Annotated in this window: 12 protein-coding genes, 2 tRNA genes and 1 pseudogene; 6 read left to right on the top strand and 9 right to left on the bottom strand. The window is 69.8% G+C overall.

The window, feature by feature from the left end; all coding sequences use genetic code 11:
• Positions 1 to 2,007: DUF222 domain-containing protein (locus QSK17_RS32925; RefSeq protein ID WP_285709944.1), on the bottom strand; the 2,007-nt coding region annotated here is incomplete at its 3' end.
• 741 nt (positions 2,008 to 2,748) lie between these two features.
• Here QSK17_RS32925 and QSK17_RS32920 point away from each other — a divergent pair.
• Positions 2,749 to 3,052 (top strand): annotated as a pseudogene (locus QSK17_RS32920) (transposase family protein); the annotation flags it as partial.
• Position 3,053: 1 nt separating this feature from the next.
• On the opposite strand, the gene QSK17_RS32915 reads toward QSK17_RS32920, so the two are convergent.
• Entirely contained in the window at positions 3,054 to 3,506 is a 453-nt protein-coding gene (locus QSK17_RS32915) for a MarR family winged helix-turn-helix transcriptional regulator (RefSeq protein ID WP_285709943.1), read from the bottom strand.
• A gap of 62 nt (positions 3,507 to 3,568) precedes the next feature.
• Here QSK17_RS32915 and QSK17_RS32910 point away from each other — a divergent pair, with 62 nt between their 5' ends.
• Positions 3,569 to 4,702 (top strand): FAD-dependent oxidoreductase, encoded by a 1,134-nt coding sequence (locus QSK17_RS32910; protein WP_285709940.1) that lies wholly within the window; start codon positions 3,569 to 3,571, stop codon positions 4,700 to 4,702.
• A 142-nt stretch (positions 4,703 to 4,844) separates the two neighbouring features.
• Positions 4,845 to 5,123 carry a hypothetical protein gene (locus tag QSK17_RS32905; protein ID WP_285709938.1) on the top strand — a complete coding sequence of 93 codons (279 nt, stop codon included), beginning with the start codon at positions 4,845 to 4,847 and terminating at the stop codon, positions 5,121 to 5,123.
• Here the strand turns inward: QSK17_RS32905 and QSK17_RS32900 are convergent.
• The 5 genes from QSK17_RS32900 to QSK17_RS32880 all read right to left on the bottom strand — a co-directional run bounded on the left by QSK17_RS32900 (position 5,101) and on the right by QSK17_RS32880 (position 8,543).
• Entirely contained in the window at positions 5,101 to 5,916 is an 816-nt protein-coding gene (locus tag QSK17_RS32900) for an NUDIX hydrolase (protein ID WP_285709936.1), read from the bottom strand. The two genes, QSK17_RS32905 and QSK17_RS32900, sit on opposite strands and share 23 nt — an antisense overlap.
• Positions 5,913 to 7,025, bottom strand: a complete 1,113-nt coding sequence (locus QSK17_RS32895) for a leucine-rich repeat domain-containing protein (protein WP_285709935.1) — start codon at positions 7,023 to 7,025, stop codon at positions 5,913 to 5,915. The genes QSK17_RS32900 and QSK17_RS32895 overlap by 4 nt, the downstream gene beginning before the upstream one ends.
• Positions 7,022 to 8,359 carry an SDR family NAD(P)-dependent oxidoreductase gene (locus QSK17_RS32890; protein WP_285709931.1) on the bottom strand — a complete coding sequence of 446 codons (1,338 nt, stop codon included), beginning with the start codon at positions 8,357 to 8,359 and terminating at the stop codon, positions 7,022 to 7,024. The genes QSK17_RS32895 and QSK17_RS32890 overlap by 4 nt, the downstream gene beginning before the upstream one ends.
• 26 nt (positions 8,360 to 8,385) lie before the next feature.
• Positions 8,386 to 8,458: transfer RNA gene (locus QSK17_RS32885), tRNA-Glu, on the bottom strand.
• Between the two features lie 12 nt (positions 8,459 to 8,470).
• A tRNA-Ala gene (locus tag QSK17_RS32880) sits at positions 8,471 to 8,543 on the bottom strand.
• A gap of 83 nt (positions 8,544 to 8,626) precedes the next feature.
• Here QSK17_RS32880 and QSK17_RS32875 point away from each other — a divergent pair.
• A complete protein-coding gene (locus QSK17_RS32875) occupies positions 8,627 to 9,250 on the top strand; it encodes an alpha-ketoglutarate-dependent dioxygenase AlkB (RefSeq protein ID WP_285709928.1) in 624 nt (207 codons plus the stop codon).
• 130 nt (positions 9,251 to 9,380) lie between these two features.
• On the opposite strand, the gene QSK17_RS32870 is transcribed toward QSK17_RS32875, so the two are convergent.
• A complete protein-coding gene (locus tag QSK17_RS32870) occupies positions 9,381 to 10,394 on the bottom strand; it encodes a hypothetical protein (protein ID WP_285709926.1) in 1,014 nt (337 codons plus the stop codon).
• Positions 10,395 to 10,704: 310 nt separating this feature from the next.
• Between QSK17_RS32870 and ybiA the strand changes: the two genes are divergently transcribed.
• On the top strand, positions 10,705 to 11,343 hold the full coding sequence (gene ybiA / locus QSK17_RS32865) for a riboflavin biosynthesis intermediates N-glycosidase (RefSeq protein ID WP_285709922.1): 639 nt from the start codon (positions 10,705 to 10,707) through the stop codon (positions 11,341 to 11,343).
• Between the two features lie 104 nt (positions 11,344 to 11,447).
• On the top strand, positions 11,448 to 11,903 hold the full coding sequence (locus tag QSK17_RS32860) for an RDD family protein (RefSeq protein ID WP_285709920.1): 456 nt from the start codon (positions 11,448 to 11,450) through the stop codon (positions 11,901 to 11,903).
• Positions 11,904 to 11,957: 54 nt separating this feature from the next.
• Here QSK17_RS32860 and QSK17_RS32855 read toward each other — a convergent pair whose 3' ends face one another.
• On the bottom strand, positions 11,958 to 13,085 hold the full coding sequence (locus QSK17_RS32855) for a terpene synthase family protein (RefSeq protein ID WP_285709918.1): 1,128 nt from the start codon (positions 13,083 to 13,085) through the stop codon (positions 11,958 to 11,960).
• Between the last annotated feature and the right edge of the window lie 459 nt (positions 13,086 to 13,544).

Here is a 13,544-nt window from a genome sequence, read left to right as displayed (position 1 = left end):
AGCGATCACACCGGCCCAGCCGCCCTGGGCGTAGATGTCGGCGTACAGCGCCCGCAGCAGCGACAACGGGAACTGCAACTCGACGATCCCACGACGACGAACCGACGCTGTTTTCGCGCGGGGATCCTCTTCCGGCCCGCTGTCCGACTTCTGGGCAGGATCCACCGCCGTCCCCCGCACGCCCGCGGGACCGGTTTCGGCCGCAGGACCGGGTGCGGAAGAAAGAGCAGGCGTGGAGACCACGCCGTGCGTGGCAGAAGTATCGGCAGCGGGAGGCACTCCCGATACGGGGTCGACAACGGGCAGGGGACCCGGGTCGTGTTCTCGATCGGGGCAGGTGTCCGGGCGCGGGACATCAGCGGGCGAGGCGTTGGCGAGGCGGGGTGTCGGGGCGAGTCCCGGGGCAGGCGTGCGGGATACAGGGGCGGATGCTGGATGGCGAGGCCATCCGGCGGGGCGGCGTCGGGTGATCCCGGCGTAGAGGAGGTGACCGTCCTCATCGCAAATGGCGAACCGCCACTCACCGCCGATCTGTCGTTTGGCAAGCCTGCGGGCCAGATGAGCGTGGATCGGCCCCCACCCGGCAAGCTCGGCGGGCAGGTCGTCCAAGTGCATGAGCGTGGACACCCGAACCCGCAGCTCACCCGCCGCAAACCCCACCGGCTCCACCACGCCCGCGCTCGACTTCACGCTGCTGCCCTGAGCACTCCCAGCGCCACCGTCACCACGGCTACGGCTACGGCTGTGGCCACCATGGCCGCTGTCTCCATCGCCGTCGTCCTTGCTGCCGTCCCGGTCGCCGTCGCCGTCGCCACTCCCACCACAGCCACCGCCGCCACCGTCGCCGTCATCAGGGGCGCCCGCGTGGCTATCGCCACAACCGCCGTCGTCGTCGCCGTCACCGTCGCCGTCATTGGGGTCGTTCGCGCGGCCGTCGCCACAACCGCCAGGCCCACCGTCGCCACCATGGCCACCGCCGTCGCCGTCGCCGTCGCCGTCGAAGTCGTCGCCGGTGTGGTCGGGGTCGTCCCCGCCGCGGGAGTCGGGGTCGTCCCCGCCGTGGGAGTCGGGGTCCGCGCCGTGGGGGTCGGGGTCCGCGCCGTGGGGGCCGGGGTCCGCGCCTTGGGAGTCGGGGTCGTCGAAGGGGGCGTCGGAGAGCTGGTCATCGTAGTCGTCCTCCTCACCGGCCGCCTTGCGGGCGGCGTTGGCGAACAGGACAGCGATGATCGCGTCGTCGTCCAGGCCGGACATGCTCCCCTCAAGCAAGCCGAGAAACACATCCGCCCGGACATGATCGATCGGGGCGTGCAGGCCACTCTTCTTCGCCCGCACCGCGATCGCATCCACCCGCGCGATCGCAGCGGCCGCCTGATCCACCGGCAACTGCTCGCCGGTGATACTCGCCGAACCATCGGCATGCCGCACCCCGATCACCCGCCGCTGGTGAACAGCCCGCTCGTACTTACGGCGCGCCCAGGCCGGATCCGCGGCGATCAACAACTTCTTGATCTTCTCCCGCAGCTCACTCGTCGTCCACTTACCCGCCTTGGGCAGCAGATGATCGGCGACAGCGCGGGCGAGCTCGACGGGGACGTCTTCCAGCCAGTCGCAGAACACCACCGCCCGCGCCTTGTCGATCAAACCCGCCGACAAGGCGTCCCGCACCCGAGGGAGACGGACTTTCAGGTCGTAGGCGAACCCGTATTCCCGCTCGGCAGCCCGGCGGGTGAGCCCCAACGCCGACCTGACCTCATCGGGTGAGTTCTTGTCCGGCTCCGCCATTTTCTCCATGCCGGAGACGGAAATCTCATACAGGCCGACTTCGGCCATCACGGTGGCTTTCCGGGCTTGCATGTGCGCTTCGAGGCGGGCATATGCCTGCATCACGATCACGGCGTCGAAGCCGTCCAGCCTGGCGATATCGATCCCATCCAGCACGGCGGCCAGCTCCACGCCGGGGGCCATCAGCTCCAGGCCCTCGGGGATCGGCTGCCGTTCGATAATCACACCGGAACGCTAACAACCCCCACCGACAAAAACGCTTCCCAGACGACCCCGATAAAGCGCCGGAAAGAATTCACCTGGAATCACAGTTCCACTCCAATAATTATTGGACGCGGCATCCTGCGGGTGCGGGGCAGAGCGGGCGAATCGGCGGTTTGAGGGCCGATCGTGTTGGGGCGGCTTCTCGAATCGGGTTTCTTGGGGGGGGTCGCTGCGCCTGCCGGAACCTCCGGTCCACGCAAAGCCCGCTTCGCTGGGCCTTCGCTGCGGTCCTCGCCCCGCCTGCTCCGCTCTCCTCCGAGCCGGGCGCCACACAATGTGCCGAGAAAGCACAGCCAAGGCCAGCGGCCGGTCCGTGCCCGCCGAGGCGACCGGCGGGTTCCGTGCCGGAGACGGTCCCACCGGAGACGGTCCGCGCCGGAGTTCGCGACCAGCACACCGCCAACCACTGGCGCGACCGCAGACGGCGGAGTGACCGGATGGCCCTGGCAGAGATGGCCGCAGGCGAGAACGGCGGTAAAGCCGCCCGATATGGAGGAGCGCAGAGCCGATGCGAGGGCGGCGGGAAGCGGAGCGGAGGTGGGTGGTTGTGGAGGCGCGCGTAGGACCGTGCCGGCAACCACCGCGCCCGCGAACGCCGCGACAGCGGCTCACCAGAGGCCCGCTATCACGGCGCGCCGGAACAATCACCCACCGCAGCGCAGCGACCCACAACTACGGCGAATCAGACATCTGCCGTAGTGCCACGGGATCAACGTGCAGGTACTCGCTTACCTCATGGGCCGGCCGGTGTGGGCCTCGCCTGCCCTGCCCGGCGCCGTCCACGATGTAACCGCAGCCCGGACGGTCGGCCTGATCGACACCTTGACCGGCGTCGGCGTGATGACCTTCGCCGACAACGGTTACAAGGAGCGGGCGGCAGATCCGCCCCCGTTCAAGGGCCACCGCCCCTGGTTGTCTCGCGCACAGAAGGACGTTCAACCGCTCCCACGCCCGCATCCGGGTAATCGGTGAGCGCGCCGTCGCGACATCGGAAGTGTCGGGATGGTTCAGGTCGCGCCCTCTCGCAGCTCCTTGGTCGCCGATCGATAGGCCTCGGCGACGCGGGTGAACATATCCAACAGCACCGGCACCTGTTCCGGCCCGTAGTGCATGCCGAGCGCCCCCAAGTGCCGCCTGGACGCCTCGCAGGCGGCGTCGTAATCGCCCATGCCGCCTTCGACCAGCTCCACGGTGACCATGCGCCGATCACGTTCGCCGCGCACCCGTCGCACGTAGCCGGCCTTCTCCAGCCTGTCGATCAGCCGGGTCGTCGAAGCGGATGGCAGCCCGAGCTTCTCGGAGATCGCCCCTACCGCGAGTGGTCCGCGCATTTCCAGCAGCATGGCGGCGGCGACGTCGACCGGTTGCAGACCGAGACGGTCGGCGAGCGCCTCGTTGTACAGAAGGACCGCGATCAGGAACTCACGGAAAACAGCCTCTTCTGGATGCTTGTCGACCACCTTCCCAATCTACTCCACCGCGATGTATCTTCGAATTGAAGATACTCCGATCTGGAGGAGATATGGAGATTCTTGTCGTAGGCGCCGGGGTGGGCGGCCTGGCTGTCGCACGCGGGCTGCTGGCCGCAGGTCACCGGGTGCGGGTTTATGAGCAGGCTCCGGCCCGGCGGACGGGCGGTAAGGCGGTGCTCATCTGGAGCAACGGCAATGCCGTATTGAACAATCTCGGCATCAGCCTGGACGGCGTCGGCACCCACATCGACAGGATCGACGCGCTGACCGCCGACGGCCGGCTGCGCACCAGCATGAACATTGCCCACGCGGCCGACCGTTACGGCTTCCCGACCAAGGCGATCCCCCGCCGTCACCTGCTGGAACGCCTGGCCGACGGGCTGCCCGACGACCTCATCCGCTACGACATGAGCTGCCGGAGCGTAACTCAGGACAATGGCCGGGTCACGGCGACCTTCAGCGACGGGTCGACGGCCACAGGAGACCTGCTCATCGGAGCCGACGGCCACCACTCGGCTGTACGGCGCTGCCTGTGGGGCGACGGTGCCGTCCGACCGGCGACCTTCGGCACATGGCAGGGCCTCAGTCCGATCGACATCGACCTCACCCCCACCCATCACCACCTCATGATCACGGGACGAGAGGGCGCGTGCGGGCTCATGCCCGCCGGGGACGGCCTGCTGCAGTGGTGGTTCGACGTGCGCTGGTCACCTACCGATACGCGACCCACCGCACCGCTGACCGAGCTGAGGCACCGGTTCGGGCGGTGGGCGTCGCCTGTCCCCGAGGTACTCGCCGCCGCCTCCGAGGACGACCTCGAGTTCTTCGGGCACCACTGGAACAAGGTCCGCCCGGTATGGGGGGAGGGCCGTATCACCCTCGTCGGCGACGCCGCCCACACCATGCCACCGACCCTGGGGCAGGGCGCCAACCAGACCCTCGAGGACGCGTGGGTGCTCGGGCGCGAGCTCGCCAAGAACGGCAACGATCCGGCGGTACGGCTGCGCGCCTACGAGAAGGCCCGCTACCCGCACATATCTCTGGTTTCCCGGCTGGCCAAGCGCAATCCCGCCAACTGGCGCATCCCACCGCTGATTGGCCGGCTGTTCCCCGAAACGTCCCAGACCACCATGCTCGCCCGCTTCAGCAACCGCCTTACCGCGCCTGCTGTGCAATCCCTCTGACCGCAGCCCCCAAGGAACCCTCATACCGTTCCTACGAGCGGTGATGATCTCCTGGTCCTCGGTACCCAAACCAACTCAGGATGAAAAGGGTTCGCTGATCACATCCAGCATTTTGTCGTAGGCGATCTCTACTCTCGCCGCCATGACGAATGCCGTGCAGGCGTATTCCTACGCCGGACCTTCCACGCTCACCGAGGGCCACCTGGGGTTTTCGACGTCCGGGGGCAGGACCACGCGGGGACTGCTCGAGCATCCCCGGTTCTTCAGTGGGCTGGTCACGCAGGCGGCGCCGGCCGCGTGCGGGCTCCTGGCGGTGGCGGACGTGGCGCTGACCCGCTATCACCAGCCGCGTCCGGGGTGGACCCGCGACCCGGTGGTGACGTGCGACGGCGACCGGCTCAGGTTCGAGTCGAGGATCTGACCGGGCCGAGATCGGCGGCGCCGTCCCAGGCGTGCAGCGCGAAGGGCTCGCCCGCCGCGATCGCCCGTACGGCCGCCGCCGGATAGTCGATCATGTCGGGCGGGAGGGCGTCGAGCGGCCACCAGGCGATCTCCGAGCACTTGTCCGGCTCCGCGTTGTACGGCTCGGGCTCCCAGGCGGCGGCCGTGAAGAACAGGCCGACCCGGTCCGGCGCCCGGTGCATGACATGGGCGAAGGTCAGGTCATCGAGGCGGATCGCCACGCCGATCTCCTCGGCGGCCTCGCGTACGGCGGCGTCGACGACCGACTCCCCCGCCTCCAGGTGGCCGCTCGGCAGGTGCCACATGCCGTCGCCATACCCGGTGCCGGCCCGGCGCGCGAGCAGCACGGCGCCGTCCCGGACGAGCAGCAGGTGCACGTCGACGATGGCGCGGAACCGGGTCCTGTCCACCGCGTGCCCCGGGGACGGAGCGCGCCGGTCGATCGCCTGGATCCACTTGGCGGCCACCGCGGCCACCTGGACCAACTCGGCGCGCAGCGCGGCCTGGTCGTCCTCGGCGAAGGCCTCAAGCACTTCCTCCAGCAGGATGTGCCGCCAGGTCAGCACGCCACGCTCGGTCGCCTCCGCCGTGTCGCGCTTGGCCGCGTCGGCGGCGGCCGTGCGTTCCGGCCCGGTCCCGTCGGGGTGTTCGCCCAGCCCCCACTGCTCGTCCTGGGCGGCCCGCTCCGCGCGGACGTCGGCGAACACCCGGTCCAGCGACCCGGGCACGCCGAAGTCGCCATCGGCTGTCATCTTCCGCTCTCCTCTCGACGTGATGTGCGGTGGACGCTCCGGACCGCGGCGACCTCGGGATGCGGCCGCAGCTCCGGTACGGCCTCCGCCAGCGCGCCGAGCTCGCGCTTCACCCTGGAGGCGATGCCCCCTCCCAGCACGAAACGCGTCGGGACGGCAGCGTTCCGCGCCCCGGCGAGGAGGTGCAACGCTCCCCTGCTGCCGATCCCCGTATGGCGGAGGTTCAGATGGGCCGGCCGGTGCGTGGACGCCGCCAGCGCCTGGGCGACGGCCGCTGCCCCGTCGTCGCCGACATGGTTGTCCTGGGCACCGAGCACGCCTGCGGCGCGAACCCTGCCGAGATCGACCATCTCGGCACCCGCCGCGACGGCGGCGGCGATCAAGGCGGCCGCGGCCACCGGGCCGATGCCGTTGCTCGCCAACGACAACCGGCGCAGCCGCCCGCCTCGCAGGGCCCCGGTGAGGAACTCCGCCCCTCTGTCGCCCAGACCCGCCGCGGAGGCGTAGAGCTCCTCAACACCGTCGGCCGCGATCAGCCGGGCCAGCTCCTCCGCGCCCGAGGGGCCGAGCGGATTGCCGCTGACGAACAGCCGCCCGATCCCTCCGGCGGCGACGATGTGATCGACCAGCGCCGCCAGGCCGCCGGCGTCCAGGCGGGTCTGCACCAGGTCGATCGTGGTCAAGCCCGTGCCGACGACTTCCCCGATGATCAGCCCGCCGTCGGGACCGACGGGGTTGCGCTTGAGCCACAGGCCGCGTACGACGCCGGGCGAGGCGACGAGCCGATCGGCGATCAGGCAGGCACCGGCCCCGCCGATGCCGTTGCATCCGAGGTAGAGGGTCGAAGCGCTGGACGCCGTCGCCGCGTCGGCGGCCGTACCGGCCCCCGCGTCACCGAGCTCGTCCGTGCCCAGCAGCAGGTGGCGCGTCGGCCCGGCGGACGGGAGCGCCTCGGCGACCAGCCTGGCCCCCATCGGGCCGAGCGCCTGCTTGCACAGGTCGAGCCGGCCGTCCGGCATCGCCGTGCCCACCGCGAAGTCGGTGCGGCGCTCGACCGGGCGGCCGGTACGCAACCAGGCGAGCAGCGAGTAGAGATCGCCGGGGGTCACCACGGCGACTCCGCGTAGTCCTTGAGGAAGACTCCGTGCACCGGATCACCGGACTCGCCGCGCACGATCGGGTCGTAGACGCGCGCCGCCCCGTCGATCACGTCGAGTGGAGTCCTGCGGTTCAGCCGCTCGCGTGTCGGGAGGGGGTTCTCGTCAGTGATCCACCCCGTGTCCACGCTGCAGAGGTAGATCCCCTGCTTCGCGAGGTCGGCGGCGCTGGTGCGGGTCAGCATGTTGAGCCCGGCCTTGGCCATGTTGGTGTGGGGGTGCCGTCCGGTCTTGTTGGCGACCGTGAACTGCCCCTCAACCGCCGACACGTTGACGACGTAGCGGCGCGGGGAACGCGTGGCCCGCAGCAGCGGCAGCAGGCGGTCGATCAGCAGGAACGGCGCCACCGCGTTGACGAGCTGGACCTCCAGCACCTCGGCGGCGTCGATCTCGCCGATCCGCGCCGACCACGAGTTGCCCGCCGAGAGGTCGGGGAGCAGGCCGGACACGTCCGGGAGGTGCGGATCCCCATCCAGGGGAACCGGCTCGCCGCCGGGTAGAGCTCCGGCCCGCACCGGAGAGAACCCGGGCGCCGACCACGCGCCCGCCGGGAGCCCGAGCCGCTCCCCCTCCAGCAGGGCCGCGTACGCCGAGGGAGGGCGGCGGAGCGTCTGCGCGGCGTTGTTGATCAAGATGTCCAGTGGGTCGCCCCCCTCCAGGAGGTGGTCGGTGAGGGCGATGACCTGGCGGGGGTCGCGCAGGTCGATGCCGACGATCCGCAGGCGGTCGGCCCAGTCCGCCCGGTCCCCGGCCTCGGCGAAGCGCCGGGCCGCGTCCCGGGGAAAGCGGGTGGTCACCGTGACGTGCGCGCCGTCGCCGAGCATCTTCAGCGCGACGTGATGGCCGATCTTGGTGCGCCCGCCGGTGACCAGCGCCCGCCGTCCGGACAGGTCGGCGCGAGCCGTGCGGCGGGCCCTGTTGAGAGCGGCGCAGGAGGGACAGAGCAGATGGTAGAAGCCGTCCACGTGGACGAACCCGCTCTTGCAGATGTAGCACCTGCGCGTCCGGCGCAGCCGTCCCCCGGCATCTGGACCGGCGTCAGCACCAGGACCGGGACCGACGGGGGCGTCGATCACCCGGTCCACCGCGCCCATCGCGGTCGCCGCGAGCACCGAGGCATCGGCCGCGGCGGCGTCCCGCCGGCGCTCCCGCCTGCGCCGGCGCTGGCCGTCCCGTACGAGGGCGAGGGCGGCGTGCTCGATCCGGAGCCGGTCGGGGTCGCCCAGCGGAAGGTCTCGCGCCTCTCCGATCAGTCGCAGCAGGGCGGCGGCCCCCTCGCGGTCCATTCCCCCTCCTTCTCGTGCTCCTTCCGCGGGCCCGGCCGGATTCGAACCGGCGTCCTCCTTCGTGAGAGGAAGGCGCGACAGCCACTGCGCTACAGGCCCACGCCGAGGGGTGGGGTCCAGCCGGATTCGAACCGACGTCCTCCTCTTTGCCAAAGAGGCGCGACGACCACTGCGCTATGAACCCCGCGCGGCGTAGATCAGCAACCTACCCGACAGATCATCACACCGGAAGCCATGATCGAACACGCGTTTGATTAAGCTGGACGAGTGATTTTCCAGAGCTCACTGCTGGACTGCGGCGACGAGATCGGGCCCGGCCCTCTCGGAGCGTCGGTGAAGCGGACGGTCCTGGACCACGGGGCGTGGATCGACGTCCGGCCGGGCTGGATCTCCGGCGCCGACACCCTGTTCGAGCGGCTGCTCCAGGTCGTGCCGTGGCATGCCGAGAGGCGGCACATGTACGACCGGGTCGTCGACGTGCCCCGGCTGCTGTGCTTCTACGACGAGGACAGTCCCCTACCCGATCCCGCGCTCGACGAGGCGAGGAAGGCACTGGACACGCACTACGCCGCCGAGCTGGGCGAGCCGTTCCGCACCGCCGGGCTGTGCCTGTACCGCGACGGCAGGGACAGCGTGGCATGGCACGGCGACACCATCGGGCGCGGGCGCACCGAGGACACGATGGTCGCGATCATCTCGATCGGGACGCCGCGCGCCCTGCTGCTCCGCCCGCGCGGCGGCGGGCCGGCGCTGCGCCACGACCTCGGCCACGGCGACCTCATCGTGATGGGCGGCAGTTGCCAGCGCACGTGGGAGCACGCGATCCCGAAGACCGCGCGGGCGGTCGGCCCCCGGATCAGCGTCCAGTTCCGCCCGCGCGGGGTCCGCTGACTCGGCTGTTCAGGGGGTTCGGTCCGCAGGACAAACCGTGGACGCGGGCCGGGTGAGGTCGGTCAGATAGGCCACGGCCGCCGCCATGGCGCAGCGGTTGTGCATCGGCAGCGCGGCGTGCCCGTCGCCGTCACGCTGCTCGACCAGCGCCGATCCATTCGATGAGCATGAGGACGATCTTCTGTTCGGAACGGAACGCCAGCCCCTCCACCGCCTCGGCGAACATGTCGGCGGCCAGGCGGCCCTCCGCCTCCAGGCGGCCCTCCGCCTCCAGGCGGCCCTCCGCCTCCAGTCGCCGTACCGACGCCAGCGCCGTCTCGGCCACCGCGAGCGGCACGGAGGAGAGCATCCGGACGTAGTCGGTGACCCGCTCCTCCACCTCATCGAGAGTGGGATCGAGCCGGTCGTGCAACTCGGCCAGCGCCGGGAGGGCCGAAGGCCCGTCGCGCAGCAGCCGCCCCACGACCCGATCCAGGACCTCGGCCCGATCGAGCGCGCCCGCGTCGACCATCCGGGCGATGACGTCGATCTGCGTCCCGAAGAGGGCCGATCCCAGGCCGTCGCTTTCGAAGACGGACGGCATGAGCCGGGCGAACAGCGGATCGTCGATGATCCGCTCCAGACCGCCGCGTTCCAGGTCGCGACCGTAGGCGGCCACACCGAGGGAACGCATCCAGCCGACCACGAAGGCGTCGTTCGGCGGCGGCTCGATCCCCGTCTCCCGGACCAGGCTCGCCACGATCCGCCAGTTCGGAATCTCCGCGCGCACCTGCGGAGCCCGCAGCCGCTCCGCCATGCGGCGGGCCAGATCGGCGCGCCACGGCTCCGGCCGCCGCCGCAGCAGTCCGAGGACGCGCCCGGCGTCGGCCACGTGGTCGGCTCGCCAGCCGAAATCGCGCCGGAACAGCCAGTTGGCCACCGCGGCCGTTCCCGGCAGGCACTCGGCTCCCGCCACGCGCAGGGCCGGGATCTGGTTGTGCCACTCCCACCAGCCGTCCCGCACGCGCTTGAGCTCCGCCAGATGGCGGGGCAGCTCGGCCGCCACGGCCCTCCTACCGATCGCGTCGAGCGCGGTCACGAGGCGCAGGGTGCCGGCGGCGTCACCGGCCTCGATGCGCCCGAGGATCTCCTGCCAGGGAGTCACGCGGTCACCTCCGGCCGGTGGCGAACGTGGGACGCCTCCGGCCGCTGTCTCGTCATGCCGCCCGGAACCCGTGAACTCACGTGGCCCGACGTCAGGTCGAACCCGGAAGAACGGGCGTACGACCGCGCCCGAACCGCACCAGCCATGCCCCGGAACATAGTGATCGACTCCGACAAATCTGATCGGACGCGTTTGATCGGACCGCGAGGCGTGGCCCCTGCCGCACCGCCTCGCCATACGGAATTCCCTTTGACTTCGCGGACTCCGGCAGTGAGGATCGGCGCAGCCGCCGGGAGTGAGGAGGACGGACATGCCAAGCAGAACGGAACGCACGGACGAGGCCGCGTTGCCGCGCTCGGTCGAGGAGGCGGTCGCCGCTGAGCTGGCCGGCCGGCCGGGGCGTTATCTGTTCTTCTGGGGCCACCGTCCCCGGCCGGACGGCACCGCCGGACCCGGCTGCCTCAGCCAGTGGTGGGAGGCGGCGCCGTTCACCGCCGAGGGACACGTCTTCCGGTCGGCGGAGCACTACATGATGGCCCACAAGGCATGGCTGTTCGGGGACGACGCGACGGCGGAGCGCATCCTGGCCGCCGCGCATCCGGGCGAGGCCAAGGCTCTCGGCCGCACGGTCCGCGGCTTCGATGACACGTTGTGGAAGGCGCGGCGTTTCGCGATCGTGGTGCGCGGCAACATCGCCAAGTTCGACGCTCATCCGGAGCTGAAGGAGTTCCTGCTGGGCACCCGGGCCAGGGTGCTCGTCGAGGCCAGTCCCCACGACAGGATCTGGGGCATCGGGCTGACCGCGGACGATGAGCGGGCCCCCAGCGCGTCCACCTGGCGGGGGCTGAACCTGCTCGGGTTCGCCCTGATGGAGGCCCGCGACGCCTTGGCCGCCCGGTACCGGTCGCCACGCGCGCTCGTCCACAGCCGGGTTCGTCCTCGACGGTGAGGTCCCCAGGCCGAGCGTGGCAGTTCGATCGGGTATCGGGGGAACTATCGCTGCTTGTCGCGGATCCTGGCCGGAATGTCGGACGTCACCGCCACAATCGTCGGGTGACCGAAACCCCCCGTCGCGTGGTCCGCCTGTGGATCGCGGCGCCGCATCTCCGTCTCGGAGCCGCCGCCATCGACCTCCTCATCCTGTATGCGATCGCATGGGTCACCGAATCATCGGCGGAGCTGTTCAACACGCGCGGGGATGAGGTGCTCGCGGTGCTGCCGGGCTTCCTCTATTTCTGGCTGCTCCACGCGCGCTGGGGCCAGACCGTCGGCAAGCGCATCGTCGGCATCATGGTGGTCTCGCCGCACACCGGCCTGCCGCCGTCCCTCCGGAGTTCGGCGATCCGAGCCGGTTTCTCTGTGGGAATCCCGCTGATCCCCATGTTCGGCTGGCTCATTGGGTTGATCGACAAGTTTCACCTGTTCCTGAACGGCCGGCGCCAGTGCTACCACGACAAGTTCGCGGACACCGTCGTCGTGCTCGTCCCGCCCAAGGCCGCCACGACCTGATGGCCGACCGGTGGAGCACCCACGACCTCGAGGTGCCACGGCATATTGCACAAACTACCGAGGGGGTACTTCTGGGCGGCTCCCGAAATCGCGGAGAAACGCGTCCCGTTCCCACGTGGACAGCAGGCTCGAAGGGATCGTGAGGTCCCGCGCGGAATCCTGGCGGTGGGAGCCGGCGGCGGGCCGGTACCGATCGGTGTCCCTGTGCCAGCGGTACGAGCCGGCAGCCCAGCCCTGGATGGCCTGGGCATGCCGCAGGACGGCACGCTGAGTCTCAGGATCCGCATGCAGGTCATGCAGCACTTGCGGGAGGTCCGTCTCGACGTTCTCTTCGAGTGTCTTGACTCGACCCGTCAGGATGCGGTCAACGAAGGAGACCGCATCCTTGAGGGAGACACCGAGGAGTTCCTGGGCCACGTGCACGATGTTGTTCCTCGCGACGCCCTCGCGGACTTCCTTGGGATAGGACACGATGTCGTTGTGCAGATCGACCGTGTCCCGGAATGAGTCGATCAGTACAGTGAACGGCCGGGTGCCCCGGATGTCATCGGGGATCTCCCAACCGAGCGAGTGCTCCATCAGTAGTGCGCTGCACCCGGCCGCCCCGTAGTCGCGGCGCATCTCGGCCTGCTCGATGAGGTCGGGAAACCGGTGGCGTTCGAGGTTCTCTGTCTCCCACAACGATGCCTCCAGGAACTGCCGTACGGACCTGGTGTACAGCAGGCGCCACGGAATCGATGCCGAGGGCGCCGTGCGGCGCCACAGGTCGGCCAGGGCACGTTCCACAGGATGCTCGGGGGGTGGCACCAAGCCGGGTGTCATGATCGGCATGAATGCCATCAGCCGCTCGATACGTTGCAGGATCTGCTCCCGGTTATCGAGAGCTTCACACCCGGCGCTGAAGACGTCGTCCAGGCACCAGATGAGGCTGTGCCAGCCAGACAACAGCTCCAGCTCCTCGGCGCAGGCATGGGGATAGGTCCAGGCGGTGAACCGGGTGAAGTCCGCCCTGTCGAAGGTCTCCGCACTCCAGCCGCCGTGGTATGAGTCGGTGCCCAGCGGCTCAAGCAGACCCACAGCGCATGCCCAGGCGCGAACTCGCGGACGGACGGCCTCCAGGTGCGGATTCACCCTGGCCTGGAACGGCATATAGAACAAGGGGAGCTGGAAGGCGTCCGTCAACTCGGCCTCCTGGATGGTGCGTCAGTTCGAGGTCACGCCCGCTGGGGCGTGGAGCGGTGGATTGCCGGCCACTCGGCGGATCAAGGAGCGCGATATCGCCCGTGAGGGTACGGTCGGTCGAGCGCAGGAACTCCAGGTACCGCTCGATCGGTTCGACGACTCGATAGTCCTCACCAGCACGGTTCACGTCGCCCTCCTCCGGGGCGGCAACCCGTTGTGTGAACGCCAAATCACCCTCTGTCGCAGTTCTCGGCGGCAGCACCCTACGGCATCGGATATCTCTCCGCTGACGAACACGGAACTCAGTCAAGATGGCCTGTCGCTCATGTCAGCGGCGCTCCTTTTCTATACGGGATAACAAACGCTTCCGCTCGTGGACGCGTGGTGAGCCGCAGGCGGAGTGGCGGGCAGCCAGTGCCGCCGGCTCCTGGCGTTCACCTGGCTGATCATGTTCCTTAA

It is taken from the genome of Microtetraspora sp. NBRC 16547, from assembly GCF_030268965.1.
GTDB lineage: Bacteria > Actinomycetota > Actinomycetes > Streptosporangiales > Streptosporangiaceae > Microtetraspora.
The sequence above is the reverse complement of the archived record's forward strand: the minus strand, read 5'-3'. Positions and strand labels throughout refer to the sequence as shown.

Coding starts and splice junctions, on each gene's coding strand:
- QSK17_RS32910 (WP_285709940.1), top strand. CDS start 3,569: ATGGAGATTCTTGTCGTAGGCGCCGGGGTGGGCGGCCTGGCTGTCGCA.
- QSK17_RS32905 (WP_285709938.1), top strand. CDS start 4,845: ATGACGAATGCCGTGCAGGCGTATTCCTACGCCGGACCTTCCACGCTC.
- QSK17_RS32900 (WP_285709936.1), bottom strand. CDS start 5,916: ATGACAGCCGATGGCGACTTCGGCGTGCCCGGGTCGCTGGACCGGGTG.
- QSK17_RS32890 (WP_285709931.1), bottom strand. CDS start 8,359: ATGGACCGCGAGGGGGCCGCCGCCCTGCTGCGACTGATCGGAGAGGCG.
- ybiA (WP_285709922.1), top strand. CDS start 10,705: ATGCCAAGCAGAACGGAACGCACGGACGAGGCCGCGTTGCCGCGCTCG.